Below are 18,225 nucleotides of genomic sequence, written 5' to 3'. Positions count from 1 at the left end.
GGTACGCTGGCCGGCACGAAAAATCTGCTAATGTGCGGGCATCCCCCCCTCACAGGAGCATCCCATGCTGCATCGCCTGACGCATCATCTCAAATACCTGCCTCTTGCCGCCGCCATCGCCATGGCCGGCGGCTGCGCCGCCACCAGCGACAGCGCCAAGCCGGACAACGGCCTGGCGCCGCAGGCCAGCCTGACGAATACCTACTGGAAGCTGACGCAGCTCGATGGCTCCCCCGTGACGATGGCGCCGCAGCAGGAGCGCGAAGTGCGCATCACCCTCAGCGACGATGGCAAGGTCACCGGTTTCACGGGCTGCAACCGCGTGATGGGCGGCTATACGCTGGCCGGCACGGCGCTGCGTTTCACGCAACTGGCTGGCACGCGCATGGCCTGCCCGCCGCCGTTGATGCAGCTGGAAAGCGCGGTGCTAACCAAGTTGAACAGCGTGACGGGCTACCAGCTTGAGGGCGAGAAGCTGATCCTGCTCAAGGATGGCGCGCCCGTGGCCCGCTTTGAATCGGTCTACCTGTGAAATAAAAATCGACTGCCGTTACAATGGCTTCCAGCCCATCATCCGGAAGGAAGCCATGTCCGCACTGCCATCGCCGTCGTCTCCATCAATGCCATCGGCCGCCGGCCGCTATCGGGCTTTTCTATTCGATATGGACGGCACCGTCATCAATTCCATCGCCGCCGCCGAACGCATCTGGGGCACCTGGGCGCAGCGCCAGGGCCTCGATGTAGCGACCTTTTTGCCCACCATCCACGGCGCGCGCTCGGTCGACACCATCGCCCAACTGCGCTTGCCCGGCGTCGACGCGCAGCGCGAATCGCAGGGCATCACGGATGCCGAAATCATCGATGTGGAAGGGATTATTGAAATTGCGGGCGCGCTGCGCTTTTTACAGTCGCTGCCGCCCGCGCAATGGGCCATCGTCACGTCGGCGCCGCGCGCGCTGGCCACGGCGCGCCTGAAGGCGGCCGGCATGCCCCTCCCCGCCATCATGGTGACGGCGGAAGACGTCAAGGAGGGTAAACCAAAACCCGATTGCTACCTGCTGGCGGCGGAAAAACTGGGCGTGGCGCCCTTTGAGTGCCTGGTGTTCGAAGACGCGTCGGTCGGCATCGAAGCGGGCGAGGCGGCGGGCGCGAAGGTCATCGTCGTCACCGCCACGCATGCGCATCCGCTGGCCACGCGCCACCCGGCCATCGACAGCTACGAGAGCATCGTGGCAACCGTCGATGCGGATGGTTTCATCGTGCTGGCCAAGACGGCTGCAGCACGCGCGACAAGATAGCCTGCTCCAGCGCGGCGAAAGCCGCATGGCCGCGCTGACGGGGGCGCGGCAAGTCCACGCGCACGTCCAGGGTAATCCGCCCCTCCTCGATCAGCAGCACCCGGTCGGCCAGAGCCACCGCTTCGGCCACATCGTGCGTCACCAGCACGGCCGTGAACCCGCGCGCCAGCCACAGCGACTCGATCAACTGCTGCATTTCGATGCGCGTGAGGGCGTCGAGGGCGCCCAGGGGCTCGTCAAGCAGCAGCAATTGCGGTTCGTGCACGAGGGCGCGCGCCAGCGCCACACGCTGCTTCTGCCCACCCGACAGGGCCGCCGGCCAGTCGTCGGCGCGTTCGGCCAGGCCCACCGTCCACAGCGAGGCGGCCGCCGCGCCGACGCAGCGGGGTAGCCCCAAGGCCACGTTGTCGAGCACCGTCTTCCACGGCAGCAGCCGCGATTCCTGGAACATGATGCGGATATCGGGCGCGCCCACGCCGCTGCCGATGGCGATTCTGCCTTCATCGATGCTTTCCAGGCCCGCGATGGAGCGCAGCAAGGTGCTCTTGCCACAGCCGCTGCGCCCCACGATGGCGACGAATTCGCCCGCTTCCAGTTGCAGGTCGACGTTGTTCAGCACGGGGCGGTCGCCATACGCCTTGCTCAATTGCGTCAGTTCCATAGGCACGCCGCGGCGCGCCAAAGGAGCTTGCGGCGCGACCTTGGCTTGCGGCGGCGCGCTGGCGGGATCGTGTTGCACGAAGTGCGACAAAAAATCCGTTTCGATCTGGATGGGGGCGAGCAGCATGGTATTTTCTTTCCTCATTTCGTCACTATCGGTAGGCGGGATTCCAGCGCAGGCAGTGGCGTTCCAGCCCCCGCGAGAATAAATCGGCCAGCTTGCCCAGCAAGGCGTACAGCAAAATCCCCACCAGCACCACGTCCGTTTGCAGGAATTCGCGCGCATTCATGGTCATGTAGCCGATACCGGCCTGCGCCGAGATGGTTTCGGCGACGATCAGCAGCACCCACACGAGGCCCAGCGAAAAGCGCACGCCCACCAGAATGGAGGGCATGGCGGCCGGCAGGATGACATCGCGGTACAAGGGCCAGCCCGTGAGGCCATAGCTTTTCGCCATTTCGATCAAGCCCTGGTCGGCCGAGCGGATGCCGTGGAAGGTGTTCAGGTAGACGGGGAAGAACACGCCAACGGCCAGCAGAAACAGCTTGGCCGTCTCGTCGATGCCGAACCACAGGATCACCAGCGGGATCAGGGCCAATGCCGGGATATTGCGCACCATTTGCAGCGTCGTGTCGAGCAGGGTTTCCGCATGGCGGAAGCTGCCCGTGAATAGGCCCAGCAGCAAGCCCAGTCCCGCGCCGACGGTGAAACCGACCGTGGCGCGCCACAAGCTCGTTTTCAGGTGCAGCCACAGTTCGCCCGATGCGGCCAGGTGCCAGAAGGCTTTCGCCACGGCCCACGGCTCGGGCAGGATGCGGCTCGACAGCCAGCCCCACTGCGCGGCCAGCTGCCAGGCCAGCAGCAGCGCCACGGGCAAGGCCCACGGCGCCAATGCATGACGCAGCGAAGGCCACGGCGCGGCGCTTGTCCGTTTTGTGGTGCTGGCCGCCATCTCAGGCCGCCTTTTTCTGCGGCGCGGCCGGCACGATATTGCTGGCCATGACTTCGCCGAAAGGGCCGCTCAAGGATTGCTCACCCACGGCCTTGCCCTTGCCCAGCAGCGGGAACACCAGTTCGGCGAAGCGGTACGCTTCTTCCAGGTGCGGGTAGCCCGAGAAAATGAAGGTGTCGATGCCCAGGTCCGCGTATTCCTGCATGCGCGCCACTACCGTCGGGCCATCGCCCACCAGGGCCGTGCCCGCGCCGCCGCGCACCAGGCCCACGCCGGCCCACAGGTTCGGCGACACTTCGAGCTTGTCGCGCCGCCCGCCGTGCAGGGCCGCCATGCGCTGCTGGCCCACGGAATCCATCTTGCCGAAGGCCGCCTGCGCCTTGGCGATGATGTCGTCGTCCAGATGGCTGATCAATTCATCGGCCGCGCGCCAGGCCGCCTCGTTCGTTTCGCGCACGATCACGTGCAATCGGATGCCGAAGCGCACCGTGCGACCGTGTTTTGCCGCGCGCGCGCGGATGTCGGCGATCTTTTCCGCCACGGCGGCAGGTGGCTCACCCCACGTCAGGTACACGTCCATCTGCTCGGCCGCCAGTTCATGCGCGGGCTCCGACGAGCCGCCGAAATACAGCGGCGGATATGGTTTCTGCACGGGCGGGTACAGGGTTTTCGCGCCCTTCACCTGGATATGCTTGCCCTCGAAATCGTAGCCGGCCGCGCCGCCCTCGCCTGCCAGCGTGGCGCGCCAGACCTTGATGAATTCATCGGAGATCTCGTAGCGCTTGGCGTGGTCGGCAAACAGGCCGTCCGCTTCCAGCTCGCCCTGGTCGCCGCCCGTGACGACGTTGATCAGGAGGCGCCCGTTCGACAGGCGGTCAAACGTGGACGCCATGCGCACGGCCAGGCCGGGCGTGGACAGTCCCGGCCGCACGGCGACCAGGAATTTCAGCTTTTGCGTCACGCTGATCAGCGACGACGCCACCACCCATGCGTCTTCACAGGAGCGGCCCGTGGGCAGCAGCACGCCGTCGTAGCCGAGCGTGTCGGCGGCAACGGCCACCTGGCGCAGATAATCGGCATCGACGGGACGCGCGCCCTGCGACGTGCCCAGGTAGCGGCTGTCGCCGTGGGTGGGGATGAACCAGAAGACATTGAATGACATGATATTTGTTCCTTATTTGGCGCTGGTAGCGAGCTGGCGCGCCGGCAGCAGCGCGTCCTTGACGACGATCGGTTTGGGAATCAGCTTCAGGCTGGAAAACGCGTCCGCCACCCTTTGCTGCGAAGCGATGACGTCGACCGACACGGGTTTGACGCCATACGCATAGCGCGAGGCAGCCAACGCCACGACCTCCTTGCTCAGACCCGTCTGCGCGGACAAAATCGTCGCCACTTCGTCCGGGTTGTTGCGGCCCCAGTCATCGACCTTGGCCACTTCGTCGAGCACGATGCGCAGGATCTCGGGATTTTTTTCCGCATACGTACGCGAGGCCAGATAAAACTGGTAGTTCGCCACCAGCCCCTTGCCATCTGCCAGCACGCGCGCGCCCAGCTGCTTTTCGGCAGCCGCCAGGAAGGGGTCCCAGATGGCCCAGGCATCCACGCTGCCCCGCTCGAAGGCGGCACGCGCATCGGCCGGCGGCAGGAACACGGGCTGGATGTCGGCATACGCGACACCGGCCTTTTCCAGTGCTTTCAACAGCAGGTAATGCACGTTCGAGCCCTTGTTCAGGGCGATTTTCTTGCCCTTCAAATCGGCCAGGGTGCGCAGGCCGGAACCCTTGGGCACGACGATGGCTTCGCTGGCCGGCGACGCCGGCTCATTGCCGACATACACCAGGTTGGCGCCGGCTGCCTGCGCAAAGATCGGCGGCGCCTCGCCCACGGTGCCGAAATCGATGCTGCCCACGTTCAAGCCTTCGAGCAGCACGGGGCCGGCCGGGAACTCCGTCCATTTCACGCCCACACCCTGCTCGGCCAGGCGTTTTTCCAAGGTGCCGCGCCCCTTCAGCAGGGTCAGGGTGCCGTATTTCTGATAACCGATGCGGACCTGCACCTGGACCTCTCCCTTGGCCTGCGCGAGCGCCGCGGCCGGCATGCCGGCCGCCATCACCCCGGCGGCGGCAAACAGCAAGCCCAAAGTGGTACGGCGCGAGAGTCGTTGTGCGTGGCGGTGTGTCATGAGGGTTCCTTGGTCGGTGAGTAATCAGGCGGCTTGATAGTGGGGAGCGTAAGGCTGGTCTCGCAGCGAGCGAGCGGGCACGCAAGCATCCGCAGCCACTGGTGCTGGCGGGCGCTGTCCCTGCAGCACGAACAGGCCGGTGGAGAGCTCCTCGATGCCGGCCTGCACGCGTGCGGCAATCGGCGCGTCCAGGCTCAGGCCCCTCTCTTCGTGCCAGTCCAGCTGCTGCGCATTGGCGTAGATGCTGGTGAGCACCTGCTTGGCGCCCAGCGCATGCAGCACCGGACGCAGCGCATAGTCGAGCGCCAGGGTGTGGGCGTGGCCGCCGCCCGTGGCCAGCGGCAGCACCAGCTTGCCGGCCAGGCCATCTTGCGGCAGCAGGTCGAGGAAGGCTTTCAGCAACCCGGTATACGCGGCCTTGTAGATGGGCGTGGCGATCACGATGGCGTCGGCATCGGCCACGGCACGCACGGCGCGGGCAATCGCCGCGTCGTCATAGTCGGCCAGCAGCAGGGCACGCGCCGGCAGGTCGCGCACATGCAGCCTGGCATAGCTGTGGCCCTGCAGCGCCAGCTGCTCGCCGATATGCAGCAGCAAACGGCTGGAACTCGATGGGAGTTGCGGGCTACCGCCCAATAACAAGATGCTCATGTGATGCCCGTCCCTGTAGGTTGTCGAAAGTGGATCTGCTCGGATGCTTGCAGCCTATCGCCATCAGCCGCCCGGCAAAACGAATGCTTTCGCGCTTCGATATGCGTTTTTTGACTATCCGGGCCTGACGCCCGGCAAGCGAAGGCGGCGCTCCCCGCGCGGCTTTTTTCGCATATCCATGCGCGGTTTTCTTCGTGTACGGCACGCGCCTGGCGGTGCAATATCGGCCTCATCGTCTTTCTGGAATGTCACTCATGTCTAGCGCTTTACTCCATGCCCCCCTTCCCCAGTCGCCCGTGCCGGAACCCTTGCAAGACGCCATCCGCATCGCAACAAAGCTGGCCGCGCGCCTGGCCGAAACGGCGAATGCCCGCGACCAGGCCGGCGGCCATGCGGCGCAGGAACGCGAATGGCTGCGCGATTCAGGCTTGCTGACCTTGTCGATCCCTGTGGAATTTGGCGGCCAGGGCGCGTCGTGGCCCCTCGTGTACCAGGTGATCCGCATCCTGGCGCGCGCCGACAGCGCGCTGGCGCATGTCTTCGGCTTCCACCATTTGCAGCTGGCCGGCCTGCAGCTATATGGCAGCGCCCAGCAGCAGCGCCGCCTGCTCACCCTGACCGTCGACGAGCGCCTGTTCTGGGGCAATGCCTTGAATCCCCTCGACAAACGGCTCACGGCCAGCGACAGCGACGACGGTTTCATCCTCGACGGCATCAAGAGCTTTTCTTCCGGCTCCGTCGGTTCCGACTGGCTGACCGTCTCGGCCTGGCACGCGCCCACGCAGACGGCGCTGATCGCCGCCCTGCCCACGCGCCAGGATGGCGTGAGCGTGCAGGCGGACTGGGATGCCTTCGGCCAGCGCCAGACGGACAGCGGCAATGTGCATTTCCAGGCGGTCGCCCTGCCTCACGAGCTGGTGCTGCAAGCGCCCGCGCAGGCCGCCACACCGCAAGCGACCGTGCGCTCGCAGATCGCGCAGCTGATCATGGCGAATTTATATCTGGGTATCGCCGAAGGCGCGTTCGAAGCGGCGCGCCGCTACACGGACGAGCAGGCGAAAGCCTGGTTTGCCTCGGGCGTGGCCAAGGCAACGGATGACCCCTTGATCCAGCACCGCTATGGCCAGCTGTGGCTCTTGCTGCGCCCCGCGCAAGTGCTGGCCGACGCGGCGGCGCAGGAACTGGAAAAGGTGTTTCGCAAGGGTGCGCTGGTAACGGCGCGCGAACGGGGCTTGCTGGCGGTGGCCGTGGCCGAAGCCAAGTGCCTGGCGCACCAGGCGGGACTGGAAATCAGCAGCCAGATGTTCGAACTGACGGGCGCCCGCTCCACCTCGGCCCAGTATGGCTTCGACCGCTACTGGCGCAACGTGCGCGTGCATACCCTGCACGACCCCATCGACTACAAGCTGCGCGACCTGGGACGCTTTGCCTTGACCGGCAGCGTGCCCGAGCCGACCGCGTACTCATAATTTACCCACCAAGGAGCCAGCATGACCATCACCCGCCGCAGCATCCTCCTCCTCAGCGCCCTGACCCTGGCCTTGACGGCCAGCTTCGCCCACGCCAAGGACCCGAAGGAGATCACCATCGGCACCAGCGCCGGACCGTACGCGGACCAGATCAAGCTGGGCATCAAGCCTATCCTGGAAAAGCAGGGCTACAAGGTCAGGCTGGTCGAGTTCAACGACTACATCCAGCCGAACTTCGCGCTGGCCGAGGGTTCGCTGGACGCCAACGTCTTCCAGCACATCGTCTACCTGAAGAAATTCGCGCTGGAACACAAGCTGGCGCTGACGGACCTGATCACGATACCCACGGCGCCGATCGCCATCTACAGCAAAAAGCACAAGACGCTCGATGACGTGAAGGAAGGCACGACGGTGGGCTTGCCGAACGATCCGACCAACCAGGCGCGCGCGCTGGTGCTGCTCGACCAGCTGGGATGGATCAAGCTGCGCGCCAGCTTCGACCCCGTGCGTGCATCGGAAAAGGATATCGCCGTCAACACGAAGAAAATCAAGCTGCTGCCGCTGGAAGCGGCGCAGCTGCCACGTTCGCTGGGCGACACCGACTACTCCTTCATCAACGGCAATTACGCGCTGGCGTCGGGGTTGAAACTGACGGAGGCGCTGGTGGCCGAGAAAATCTCGCCCAACTACATCAACCTGGTGGCCATACGCACGGCCGACAAGGACAAGCAGTTCGCGAAAGACCTGGCGGCCGCCTACCGCTCGCGCGAATTCCTCGACATCACGAATAAACACTTTGCCGGCTATTCGAAACCCGATTACCAGCAAGCGTTGCAGACAGCCGCGAAATAAGCCATGGCAAAGACGATACGCTTCAACGCCTTCCAGATGAATACCGTCGGCCACCAGTCGCCGGGGCTGTGGACGCATGCGCGCGACCGCAGCCACCGCTATACCGATCCTGCGCACTGGACGGAACTGGCGCGGCTGCTGGAAGCGGGCCTGTTCGACGCGGTATTTCTGGCCGACGTGCTGGGCGTGTATGACGTGTACCGGGGCAGCCTCGATGCGGCCCTGGAACACGGCGTGCAGGTGCCGCTGAACGATCCGCTGGCGCTCGTGCCCATCATGGCGCAAGCCACCACGCACCTGGGTTTCGGCGTCACCTGCGCCCTCACCTACGAGCATCCGTACACGTTCGCGCGGCGCATTTCCACCCTCGACCACCTGACGGGAGGGCGCATCGGCTGGAATATCGTCACCGGCTACCTCGATAGCGCGGCGCGCAACCTGGGCATGCAACAGCAACTGGGTCACGACGAACGCTACGACCTGGCCGACGAGTACCTGGACGTCGTCTACAAGCTGTGGGAGAAGAGCTGGGACGACGATGCCGTCGTCAACGACAAGGCGCGTGGCATCTACGCCGATCCGGCCAAGGTACATCCGATCAACCATGCCGGGCGCCACTACCAGGTGCCCGGCATCCATTTGTGCGAGCCGTCGCCGCAGCGTACGCCCTTGCTGTACCAGGCGGGCACCTCGCCGCGCGGCACGCGCTTTGCGGCGCGCCACGCGGAAGCCACCTTTGTCAGTGGTCCCAGCAAGACGGTGGTCAAGCGCTACGCCGACGACTTGCGCGCCGCCGTGCGGCAAAGCGGGCGCGATGGCGACGCGCTGCTGATCTACGCGCAGGCGCTGGTCATCACGGGCGCCACGCAAGAAGAAGCGCGCGCCAAGCACGCCGACTACCTGCGCCACGTGAATATCGAGGCGGCGCTGGTGCTGCTGTCCGGCTGGACGGGCGTCGATTTCAGCCGCTACCCGCTCGACGCCACCATCGACTACATCGATTCCCCGGCCGGGCGCTCGGCGCTGGCGTCGTTCAGCCAGGCCGATCCGGACCGCACATGGACGGTGCGCGAGGCAGCCGAATACATTGGCCTGGGCGGACGCGGCCCGGTGCTGGTGGGCGATGCGCGCCAGGTGGCCGACCAGCTAGAAAGCTGGCTGGACGAAACAGGCATCGACGGCTTCAATCTCGCCTTCGCCGTAGCCCACGACAGCATGGCCGACGTGGTGACCCACATCGTGCCGGAACTGCAGCGGCGCGGCCGCTATCGCACCCACTACGAGGAAGGCAGCTTGCGCCACAAGGTCTTCGGCCAGGGCCCGCGCCTGCCCGCCAGCCATGCGGGACGCCAGGTCAGCATCGATCCCGGCAGCGCCACCCTGGCTGCGGCCTGAACACCCGCTTCGCCAGCAGCCATGCATGCGAGGATGCGTTTGCGTCCAGCCCCGTTCCGTGTCAGCATACGCCACCTTGGCACCACGGATAAGGATTGCATGCCCCTCACACCACCACGCGCGCTGGTCCTGGCAATGCTGCTGGCCAGCCCCGCCGCCCAGGCGCAAGCACCGGCGCCAGCCACGCCGGCGACGCCGGGCTGCGACGTCTGCGCCACCTGGAATGCCGACCAGGCGCCGTTCCGCATCTTCGGCAATACCTATTATGTGGGCGTGAAAGGCCTCAGTTCCGTGCTGGTGACGTCGCCGCAGGGCCACGTGCTGATCGACGGCGGCTTGCCGGAATCGGCGCCCAAGATCATCGCCAATATCTCCACCCTGGGCTTTCGCATCGAGGACGTGAAGCTGATCCTCAATTCGCACGGCCACATCGACCATGCGGGCGGCCTGGCCGAACTGCAGCGGCGCAGCAATGCGCTGGTGGCCGCCAGCCCGTCGGCGGCGCTGGACCTGGCGTCGGGCGAAGTGGGGCCGGACGATCCGCAATACCATGCGCTGCCCAAGTACCCGCCCGTGAAGGACATGCGCCTGGCGCGCGATGGCGGCCATTTCAATGTCGGCCCCGTCAAGCTGACGGCGCACGCCACGCCGGGCCACACGCCCGGAGGCCTGAGCTGGACGTGGCAATCGTGCGACGGCCCCCGCTGCCTGAACATGGTCTACGCGGACAGCCTCAACGCCGTCTCGCGCCCCGGCTTCAAGTTCAGCGCCAGCAGCGAGTATCCGCACGCGGTGGCGGACTTGCGCCACAGCTTCGAGACGCTGGAAAAACTGCCCTGCGACGTGCTCATTTCAGCGCATCCGGAAGCGTCGCAATTGTGGGAGCGGCTCGAAGCGAGCGCCACGGCCGGCAGCGATGCCTTTGTCGACCCGCAGGCCTGCCACACCTATGTGGCGGCGGCGCGCGCCTTGCTCGACGCGCGCCTGGAACAGGAAAAACAACCGTGAATTTGCCAGTGACCTTGTCAACTGTGCACGCTGGCGTGGCGCCAATCTGCTACGCTGGCGCCATTCATTTGAAGAAGGAAATGCCATGTTCACACTCGCCAGACTGATCCCCCTCGCCGCCATCGTCGCCATCACCGCCGGCTGTGCGCAAACGCCCGTGCGCAGCGACGCTGCCGCCGCCGCGCCAGGCGCCACCTCGCCCGCCAAGCCGGCGCCCAAGCTGACGGGCACGCAGTGGAAGCTGAAGGAATTGAAGGGCAAGCAAGTGGTGCGCAAGGCGCCTGAACAGCGCGAAGTGACGCTGCAGCTTGCCGAAGGCCGCGCCAGTGGCCACAGCGGCTGCAACCAGATGATGGGCGGCTACACCAGCGATGGCATCAGCACCTTGAACTTTGGACAGATGGCCGGCACCATGATGATGTGCCAGCCGCAGGACATGGACCTCGAACGCCTGCTCCTGACCACCCTGGGCGAAGTCAATGGCTACCGCTACGCCGACCAGGAATTGCTGCTGCTGAAGGATGGCGTGCCAGTGGCGCGCTATGAAGCGCTGACGGTGAAGTAAAACTCGCACTCCCGCATGTGAAGAGTGCCCGAAAAACGTTCAGGGCATGGCGCTGCAACGCCGCCATGGACGTTTTCTCGGCCACTCTTCAATCGTTGCGCATCTGCGCCTGCGATACATTGCTATTTGGCGGCACGCTCTGCGTCAGCCACACATTCCCCCCGATGGTCGATCCCGCGCCGATGGTGATGCGCCCCAGCACGGTCGCGCCCGCGTAGATAACCACGTCGTCCTCGACGATGGGATGGCGCGGCGTGCCCTTGATCAGCGCGCCGCTTGCATCGGCCGGAAAACGCTTGGCGCCCAGAGTGACGGCCTGATACAGGCGCACGCGCTGGCCGATGATGGCCGTCTCGCCGATCACCACGCCCGTGCCGTGGTCGATGAAGAAGGAGGCGCCGATGTGCGCGCCCGGGTGGATATCGATGCCCGTCAGCGTGTGCGCGATGTCGGCGATCAGACGCGCCAGAAACGGCGCGCCCAGCGCGTGCAGCCGGTGCGCGAGGCGGTGATACAAAATGGCGATGGTGCCCGGATAGCACAGCATGATTTCAGCCACCGAGGTGGCGGCCGGGTCGCCAGCGTAGGCGGCCTGCACGTCCGACACCAGCAAGGCGCGGATATCGGGCAGGCTGGCGGCAAACGCGCGCGTGATCTCGCGCGCCTGCTGCGCCAGGGCCGCATCGTCGCTGGCGCCATCACCCTCATCGCCGGCCGGCACGGCGTGAGCCGGAGCCGAGAACAGCAGGCCGCGCCGCACCTGTTCACTGAGGCGGTTCAGGGTGGTGTTGAGCGTGTCGCCGACAAAATAGTCGATGCTTTCATCGGTCAGGTTGGGCCGCCCGTAATGCGTGGGGAACAGCGCTGCCGACAGGCCGTTGACGATGGTGGTGAGCGCTTCGCGCGACGGCAGTTCGCGCACCCTGCCGTTATGGCGGATCTTGTGCTTGTCTTCGCGCGAGGTGCGCAAGGCCTGGATCACGGGCCCCAGGTTCCACTGGGCCGTGTCGTCGGCGGGCGCTGCGGGATAAATGCTGTGCATGGCGTATCACTTCCAAAAAAAGGCAAACAGGCCGGGTCGCCCCAGCTTAACGGCGCAGACAGGCAAAGCCAACGAAGGATTGTGAGCTTTGATATGCGGAAAACGCATATGGATGGCAAACCGCGGCGGCACCGGACCCGATTCCCGCCGCTAGCGTAAAATGACGGACTAACAAAAACACTCTTCAACATGACTAAATTATTAACCTGGATTTTGGCGGGCCTGGCGATGGTCGGACCGCTTGCAATTGACACCTATCTGCCGTCTTTCCCCGCCATCGTGCAAGATTTCAATGCCAGCCCACTGCTGGTGCAGCAGACCCTGAGCTTTTTCCTGTTCACGTTTGCCTTCATGATGCTGTTTTACGGCACCCTGTCCGATTCGTTCGGCCGCCGTCCCGTGATTCTCGTCTCGCTGGTGCTGTATGTGATCGCCTCCGTGGGCGCCGCGCTGGCGCCGTCGCTGGGCTGGCTGCTGGCCTGGCGCGTGCTGCAGGGGCTGGCGGCGGGCGCCGGTTCCGTGATCGGCCGCGCCATCGTGCAAGACCGCTATTCGGGCGCCGCCGCGCAAAAAATCCTTTCGCACATCATGATGGTGTTCGCGCTGGCGCCGGCCATCGCGCCCGTGCTGGGCGGCTGGCTGCAGGTGGGCCTGGGCTGGCGGGCGATCTTCTGGTTCCTCACGGCCTTCGGCGTGCTGATGTTCATCGTCGTCTGGCGCGCACTGCCGGAAAGCCTGCCGAAGGAACAGCGCCACGCCTTCCACCTGGGCGACATCGCCGTCAATTACTGGAAAGTGCTGTGCCACCGCCAGTTCCTGCTGCTGTCGACGGCCATCGGCGCCGCCTTCGGCGGCTTCGCCCTGTACATCGGCTCGGCCGCCTACTTCATCATCAACATCCTGCATTTGCCGGAAACGGCATTCGCCTGGCTGTTCATTCCCTTAATTAGCGGCATGGTGTTCGGTTCGGCCCTGTCGGCGAAAATCGCCCACCGCTATAGCCAGCGCCAGATGATCTGGGCCGGCTTCATATTGATGCTCGTCGCCGCGCTGGCCAACATCGGCTACAACTACTTCTTTGCCGCCGAAGTGCCATGGGCCGTGCTGCCGCTGTTCTTCTACTCGTTCGCCCTGTCGATCGCCATGCCGCCGATGACCCTGATGGCCTTGAACCACTTCCCCAACAACAGCGGCCTGGCCTCGTCGATGCAATCGTTCATCCAGATGCTGCTGTTCGCGCTGGTCTCGGGCCTGGTGGCGCCGCTGCTGTTCGACAGCGCGCTGAACCTGGCGTATGGCGTGATGGCGGGACTGCTGGTGAGTTTGGTTTGCTGGGTGTTTGCGCAGGGTAAAGCTGAAGCGTAGGTCGGATTAGCGCGCAAGCGCGTAATCCGACTGCACCTGCCAACCATGTTGTCGGATTACGGCCCTTCGGTCCTAATCCGACCTACGGCCAAGCTTACGGCCACGGCGCTGGCGTCACATCGACATACTGCGCCCCGCCCTGCTCAGGGGCCGGCTCGGCCGCATCGCGCATCGCCGGCTGGTTCAAGGACCCCGCCGGTGAACGCAAGCTCAATATTTCCTTGCGCGCCTCGACGAAGTCGGCGGAACTCAAGGGATGTTGCTGGTCGGGCCAGTGGCTGACGGCCCATTCCTGCAAGGTTTCAAAGCGCCGCCACAATTCGGCGATGAATTCGCGGCGCGCTTCTTCCTCTTGCTGCGGCGTCTTGTCGGCGCCTTCCCCGATATGTACTTGCATGGCTGCTCCCTAGCTGATCAATCGTCCTGCCAGCGTACGCAGGGACCAGCCAGACGTCTGTTCGCGAACGAACACAGGATTTATTCGGGCATCTTGCGGAAACCCACGGCCAGGCGGTTCCAGGTATTGATGGAGCCGATGGCCAGGGTGACGTTGACCATTTCCGCCGGCGTCAATTGCTGCGCCAGCGCCGCATACACGTCATCGGGCGCCTGGCTTTGCGGCAGCAGGGTCAGCGCTTCCGTCCAGGCCAGCACGGCCCGCTCGCGCGCCGTAAAAAATGGCGTTTCGCGCCAGACGGACACGGCATACAGGCGGCGCTCCGTTTCGCCCGCCTTGCGCGCGTCGCTTGTGTGCATGTCCACGCAAAAAGCGCAGCCATTGATTTGCGAGGCCCGCAAGCGGATCAGCTCGAGCAGCGAGTGTTCCACCCCCAGCTTGGCAATCGCCGCTTCCAGCGCGTACATGGCCTTGACGGCGTCGGGCGAAGCTTGTGTAAAATCGAGTCGTTGCTGTGTCATGATGCATTCCTTGATGATGAGAGATGCTCCATTGTAGAAGCGCAAGAAGAACGCGCGGCAGGCCAATCCCCCCGAAAAGCAGCAGACCACCAGCAGAAACCCCATGGAATTACATATCCTGATCGACGGCACGCGCGACCTGGGCGGCCAGCTGTACCGCCAGCTCAGCGCAGCCATCCGCTCGGGCCGCCTGACGGACGGGCAGCAATTGCCGCCCACGCGCCTGCTGGCCAGCCAGCTGGGCCTGTCGCGCAAGACGGTGTCCGACGTGTATGACAAGCTCGGCTATGAAAAACTGCTGGTCGGCAAAGTGGGCGTGGGCAGCTTCGTGCAGACGCCGCACGCCTCGCCGCAGCGCCGCCATGCCAGCACGCCGCTGGCCAGCGCGCAGCGCATCGCCCGCTGGGAAGCGACGCCCACGCCTTTGCGCCGCGCCAGCCAGGAAACGCCCGCGCGCTACGCCTTCATCGGCGGACGCGCCACGCCCGCACACTTCCCGCAGGATGAATGGCGCGCCTGCATGCTGCATGCGCTGCGCCAGGGTGGCCAGGCGCGCGGCCGTTATGGCCCTGTGGAAGGCTTGCCCGCCTTGCGCGCCGCGATCGCCGGCCATGCCGCCTTCAGCCGCGGCATCCATTGCACCGAGGAACAAGTGCTTGTCACCAGCGGCGCGCAGCAAGCCTTGCATCTGCTCGCGCTGACCCTGCTGGAAGCGGGCGACACGGTTGCCGTGGAAGAACCCGGCTACCCGGTAGCGCGCGCCGTATTCGCCAGCCAGGGCGCGCGCGTAGTGGGCATCGACGTGGACGAGGACGGTCTCATCGTCGCGCAGATCCCCGACGGCACGCGCTTGATCTACGTCACGCCCGCGCATCAATTCCCGCTCGGCATGCCGATGAGCATGGCGCGCCGCCACGCCTTGCTGGAGCGTGCCCGGCAGTTGGGAGCCATCATCATCGAGGACGATTATGACAGCGCCTTCCGCTATGAAGGCCGGCCCGAGGATGCGCTGCAAAGCATGGACCGCTATGGCGTCGTGGCGCACGTGGCCAGCTTTTCCAAGATCATGCTGCCGGAATTGCGCCTCGGCTATGTGGTGCTGCCGCAAGCCCTCGTAGCCGCCATGCAGACGGTGAAATACCTGAGCGATTGCCATACGGCCAGCCTGGGCCAGCATGCGCTGGCCAAGTTCATCGACGACGGCCATTTGCTGCGCCACATCCGCCGCTGCCACGACATCTATGCGGGGCGGCGCGAACGGCTGCAGCACTGGTTCAACGGCCCGTTGGCGCCGTGGTTCCGCCTGGTGCCGGCCAGCGCCGGCTTCCACGTGGCGGCGCTGGCGCAGGCGCCGCTCGATATCGCCGAATTGCTGCGCCGTGCGCGCCTGGCCGACGTCAGCCTGTATGCGCTGGCCAGCTTTTACCATGGCCCAGCCCGCCACGAAGGCCTGTTCCTTGGCTATGGCGCCATCGACAAGCTCGATATCGACACGGCGCTGGCCATCGTGCTGGCGATCCTGCAAGAGATCGCTCCCCTGCCCCTCAGCGGGGTTGCCAACCGGGTTGCCAGCGATAGTGCCCCGTGATCGGATAGCTGAATAAAATATTTTCCTCACGCGCGCCCTCGCCGATGTTGTGGATGATCAGCGGCACGCCGCTCCACGACTGCTTGTCGCTGACGATGCCGATATGCGTGAGGTTGCGCGGCAGGCGCCAGGTGACGATGTCGCCCGCGCGGTAAGCGTTCGCTTCCTTGGCTGGAGGCAGGCTGGTGCCGTGGCGGGCAAAGTACGTGCCCAGGTTCGGCACGCGGCGGTGGTCGATATTGCGGTCCGGCCCCTTCATCTGCCAGCGTCCCTGCTGCTGGTACACCTGCCATGCCTTGCGCATGTCTTCGTGCACCAGCACCTGCAAGTCCTGCCCCAGCTGGCGGTAAGCCCGAACGACCACATCCGTGCACACGCCCCGCTCGAGCGGCACGTCGCCACCCGGATAGGCCAGGCGTTCGTAGCGCGGATCGTACTGCACCGTCACGCCCACCTGCTTGCGGGCGGCGGCAACGAGGGCTTGCGGGGTGGCAGGGCTTGCCGACGCCAGCATGGGCGCCAGCGCAAGCAACACGGTGAAAAACGGTTTGATGGGCATCAACGTCGGTGGTCGGATGAAAATGCCAACTGTACCGCAGCGGCTGGGGAAACGTCGGACGCTAGGCGGCCAGCTGCGCCAGGTGGGCGGAAAAATCCACGGCCGGACCGGCCGCATTGACGGTGTCAAAATAATCGTGCCAGCCCGTGGCGGCGATGCCGGCCAGCAAGGCATCCAGTGCCGCCTCGTCCGGGAAGCGCCAGACGGCATAGAATTGCTGGGCAGCCGCGTGCAGCTTGCCGCCATCGACGGCGCCCATGGCCAGCGCTTCGGCGCCGCTGCCGGACAAGGCGGCCATGCCGGCGCCCACCGTGGCGAAATACGCCTGGCGCGCGGTGCCATCGAGGGCCAGCCAGGCGGGTTTCGGGCTATATAGTTCTAACAGGTAATGCATGGTTTCTCCTTCGGTGATGAATGATCAGGCCAGCGAGCGCTGGGCGCGCTTGCAGATGCGTGCCGTGGCGGCAACGGGGCTTTCCAGCAGCCATTGCGCGCACAGGCTGCGTACCCAGTCTGGCTGGCGCTTGGCCGCATCGTTGAGCCAGTTGGCCACGGAATCCTGCACGTAGACGGCCGGGTCGGCGCGCAGGGGCTGCAACAGGGGCAAGGCCAGCTGCGGCTGTTCCTTTAATTGGGCGATATGCGCGCACCATACGCCGCGCGGACGCAGCGCTTCGCAGGCAAAGCGGCGCACTCTTTCCGACGGGTCCGCCGTCCACGGCGCCAGCAGCGCGATGGCGTCAGGCAGATGCTCGGCCAGATGGGGACGCAGCGCCAGCCAGGCCCATTCGCGCACGCCAAAGTGGCCATCGTCGGCCAGCGGCCGCATGGCGGCCAGTTGTTGCGCCAAGGTCCAGCCAGCCTGGGCGGCGATGACAAAGCAGGCCCAGCCCCGTACCGTGTCGGATGGGTGCGCTTGCAGCACAGCCAGGTCGGCGTCGGCCTCCAGCAGCAATTGCGCCTCCAGCACCATGCGTTTGGTGATGCCCGCGGCAGCCTGCGCGCGCATCCGCTCCAGGCGGACGGCACCGATGTCGGGTACGGCTGCGGCCAGCAGCTGGGCGAAATCGACGGCCAGCCCCTCCGTCAGGGTGGCGCTGGCCACGCTGCCCCCATTCAACAGGGCCAGGCGCGCGGGAGTGATGTCGGCGACGCCACGGCTCATGGTGCACCCTGCATTTCACCTTTATCCGTCTTGCGCCAGGCTTTTTCCAGAAGTCCACTCAATAATTGCATCTCGTCCGGCGTGAAATCGGCAAACAGGCTGGCGATCCATTGCGCATGTTCATCGACCAGGGTGGCGGCGGCAGCTTCTCCCTTGGCGCTCAGGCGCACCAGCAGCTTGCGCCGGTCAACCTGGTCCGCGTGGCGCGCCAGGAAACCGTCGCGTTCCAGGCCGTCGAGCAAGCCCGTGATGGTGCCGCGCGTCACGCCTGCCCGCTCGGCCAGCGCGTGCGGCGAGAGTCCGTCAGGCACGTCGCGCAGCAGGGACAGCAGCACAAATTTCCCTTCCGACAAGCCATGCCGGCCCAGGCGCGTGGCGCAATCGCCATCGATGGCGGACGCCAGGCCCAGCACTTCAAAGCACAGGCGCAGGCGCGCCGTGGACTGTGTCATGTCGAGACCGCTGGCGCGGCGCTGCACGTCACCCAGCAGGGCCGTGTATTTCTGTTCGAGTTTTATCATATGGCGCAATATAATATGGCGCCATACTACATGT

21 protein-coding genes are annotated in these 18,225 nt (G+C 65.4%); 9 read left to right on the top strand and 12 right to left on the bottom strand.

Features of this window, described 5'->3' with window-relative positions; all coding sequences use genetic code 11:
• The first annotated feature begins 64 nt into the window (after window positions 1-64).
• Both FJQ89_RS00700 and FJQ89_RS00695 read left to right on the top strand, forming a co-directional pair.
• The gene (locus FJQ89_RS00700; RefSeq protein ID WP_141168635.1) at window positions 65-532 is read left to right on the top strand and encodes an META domain-containing protein; all 468 of its coding nucleotides are present in this window, start codon (window positions 65-67) and stop codon (window positions 530-532) included.
• Between the two features lie 55 nt (window positions 533-587).
• Window positions 588-1,298, top strand: coding sequence for an HAD-IA family hydrolase (locus FJQ89_RS00695; RefSeq protein ID WP_141168634.1), 711 nt, complete (start codon window positions 588-590; stop codon window positions 1,296-1,298).
• Here the strand turns inward: FJQ89_RS00695 and FJQ89_RS00690 are convergent.
• The 5 genes from FJQ89_RS00690 to ssuE are packed head-to-tail and all read right to left on the bottom strand — an operon-like array spanning window position 1,255 to window position 5,744.
• Window positions 1,255-2,085 carry an ATP-binding cassette domain-containing protein gene (locus FJQ89_RS00690; RefSeq protein ID WP_141168633.1) on the bottom strand — a complete coding sequence of 277 codons (831 nt, stop codon included), beginning with the start codon at window positions 2,083-2,085 and terminating at the stop codon, window positions 1,255-1,257. The genes FJQ89_RS00695 and FJQ89_RS00690 overlap by 44 nt on opposite strands.
• A gap of 25 nt (window positions 2,086-2,110) precedes the next feature.
• Window positions 2,111-2,911 (bottom strand): aliphatic sulfonate ABC transporter permease SsuC, encoded by an 801-nt coding sequence (gene ssuC / locus FJQ89_RS00685; RefSeq protein WP_141168632.1) that lies wholly within the window; start codon window positions 2,909-2,911, stop codon window positions 2,111-2,113.
• A gap of 1 nt (window position 2,912) precedes the next feature.
• The gene (ssuD, locus tag FJQ89_RS00680) at window positions 2,913-4,073 is read right to left on the bottom strand and encodes an FMNH2-dependent alkanesulfonate monooxygenase (RefSeq protein WP_141168631.1); all 1,161 of its coding nucleotides are present in this window, start codon (window positions 4,071-4,073) and stop codon (window positions 2,913-2,915) included.
• A 12-nt stretch (window positions 4,074-4,085) separates the two neighbouring features.
• A complete protein-coding gene (locus FJQ89_RS00675) occupies window positions 4,086-5,093 on the bottom strand; it encodes a sulfonate ABC transporter substrate-binding protein (protein WP_168208315.1) in 1,008 nt (335 codons plus the stop codon).
• Between the two features lie 24 nt (window positions 5,094-5,117).
• Window positions 5,118-5,744: an NADPH-dependent FMN reductase gene (ssuE, locus tag FJQ89_RS00670; protein ID WP_141168630.1), complete on the bottom strand. Its 627-nt coding sequence runs from the start codon at window positions 5,742-5,744 to the stop codon at window positions 5,118-5,120.
• Window positions 5,745-5,998: 254 nt separating this feature from the next.
• Here ssuE and FJQ89_RS00665 point away from each other — a divergent pair, with 254 nt between their 5' ends.
• From FJQ89_RS00665 to FJQ89_RS00645, 5 genes are all read left to right on the top strand, one after another.
• Complete coding sequence (locus FJQ89_RS00665; RefSeq protein ID WP_141168629.1) at window positions 5,999-7,213, top strand: acyl-CoA dehydrogenase family protein; 1,215 nt, start codon at window positions 5,999-6,001, stop codon at window positions 7,211-7,213.
• A 21-nt stretch (window positions 7,214-7,234) separates the two neighbouring features.
• Window positions 7,235-8,065 (top strand): MetQ/NlpA family ABC transporter substrate-binding protein, encoded by an 831-nt coding sequence (locus FJQ89_RS00660; protein ID WP_141168628.1) that lies wholly within the window; start codon window positions 7,235-7,237, stop codon window positions 8,063-8,065.
• A gap of 3 nt (window positions 8,066-8,068) precedes the next feature.
• Window positions 8,069-9,460 (top strand): LLM class flavin-dependent oxidoreductase, encoded by a 1,392-nt coding sequence (locus FJQ89_RS00655; RefSeq protein ID WP_141168627.1) that lies wholly within the window; start codon window positions 8,069-8,071, stop codon window positions 9,458-9,460.
• Between the two features lie 99 nt (window positions 9,461-9,559).
• A complete protein-coding gene (bla, locus tag FJQ89_RS00650) occupies window positions 9,560-10,468 on the top strand; it encodes a subclass B3 metallo-beta-lactamase (protein ID WP_243136329.1) in 909 nt (302 codons plus the stop codon).
• A gap of 85 nt (window positions 10,469-10,553) precedes the next feature.
• Window positions 10,554-11,033: an META domain-containing protein gene (locus tag FJQ89_RS00645; protein ID WP_099759735.1), complete on the top strand. Its 480-nt coding sequence runs from the start codon at window positions 10,554-10,556 to the stop codon at window positions 11,031-11,033.
• An 88-nt stretch (window positions 11,034-11,121) separates the two neighbouring features.
• On the opposite strand, the gene epsC is transcribed toward FJQ89_RS00645, so the two are convergent.
• The gene (gene epsC, locus FJQ89_RS00640; protein WP_141168626.1) at window positions 11,122-12,075 is read right to left on the bottom strand and encodes a serine O-acetyltransferase EpsC; all 954 of its coding nucleotides are present in this window, start codon (window positions 12,073-12,075) and stop codon (window positions 11,122-11,124) included.
• 189 nt (window positions 12,076-12,264) lie between these two features.
• Between epsC and FJQ89_RS00635 the strand changes: the two genes are divergently transcribed.
• A complete protein-coding gene (locus FJQ89_RS00635) occupies window positions 12,265-13,440 on the top strand; it encodes a multidrug effflux MFS transporter (protein WP_141168625.1) in 1,176 nt (391 codons plus the stop codon).
• Window positions 13,441-13,534: 94 nt separating this feature from the next.
• Here FJQ89_RS00635 and FJQ89_RS00630 read toward each other — a convergent pair whose 3' ends face one another.
• Both FJQ89_RS00630 and FJQ89_RS00625 read right to left on the bottom strand, forming a co-directional pair.
• A complete protein-coding gene (locus FJQ89_RS00630; RefSeq protein ID WP_141168624.1) occupies window positions 13,535-13,837 on the bottom strand; it encodes a hypothetical protein in 303 nt (100 codons plus the stop codon).
• Window positions 13,838-13,917: 80 nt separating this feature from the next.
• Window positions 13,918-14,358, bottom strand: coding sequence for a carboxymuconolactone decarboxylase family protein (locus FJQ89_RS00625; protein WP_141168623.1), 441 nt, complete (start codon window positions 14,356-14,358; stop codon window positions 13,918-13,920).
• 103 nt (window positions 14,359-14,461) lie between these two features.
• Here FJQ89_RS00625 and pdxR point away from each other — a divergent pair, with 103 nt between their 5' ends.
• A complete protein-coding gene (pdxR, locus tag FJQ89_RS00620; RefSeq protein WP_141168622.1) occupies window positions 14,462-15,946 on the top strand; it encodes a MocR-like pyridoxine biosynthesis transcription factor PdxR in 1,485 nt (494 codons plus the stop codon).
• Here the strand turns inward: pdxR and FJQ89_RS00615 are convergent.
• The 4 genes from FJQ89_RS00615 to FJQ89_RS00600 all read right to left on the bottom strand — a co-directional run bounded on the left by FJQ89_RS00615 (window position 15,903) and on the right by FJQ89_RS00600 (window position 18,188).
• Window positions 15,903-16,505: a DUF1287 domain-containing protein gene (locus FJQ89_RS00615; RefSeq protein WP_141168621.1), complete on the bottom strand. Its 603-nt coding sequence runs from the start codon at window positions 16,503-16,505 to the stop codon at window positions 15,903-15,905. The two genes, pdxR and FJQ89_RS00615, sit on opposite strands and share 44 nt — an antisense overlap.
• A gap of 61 nt (window positions 16,506-16,566) precedes the next feature.
• The gene (locus tag FJQ89_RS00610; protein ID WP_141168620.1) at window positions 16,567-16,899 is read right to left on the bottom strand and encodes a DUF6616 family protein; all 333 of its coding nucleotides are present in this window, start codon (window positions 16,897-16,899) and stop codon (window positions 16,567-16,569) included.
• Window positions 16,900-16,923: 24 nt separating this feature from the next.
• The gene (locus FJQ89_RS00605) at window positions 16,924-17,670 is read right to left on the bottom strand and encodes a HEAT repeat domain-containing protein (protein WP_141168619.1); all 747 of its coding nucleotides are present in this window, start codon (window positions 17,668-17,670) and stop codon (window positions 16,924-16,926) included.
• Window positions 17,667-18,188: a MarR family winged helix-turn-helix transcriptional regulator gene (locus FJQ89_RS00600; RefSeq protein WP_205704606.1), complete on the bottom strand. Its 522-nt coding sequence runs from the start codon at window positions 18,186-18,188 to the stop codon at window positions 17,667-17,669. Before FJQ89_RS00600 ends, FJQ89_RS00605 begins: the two co-directional genes overlap by 4 nt.
• Window positions 18,189-18,225 lie beyond the last annotated feature (37 nt).

The organism is Janthinobacterium tructae (genome assembly GCF_006517255.1).
GTDB lineage: Bacteria > Pseudomonadota > Gammaproteobacteria > Burkholderiales > Burkholderiaceae_D > Janthinobacterium > Janthinobacterium tructae.
This window is presented reverse-complemented; position numbering and strand designations above follow the sequence as displayed.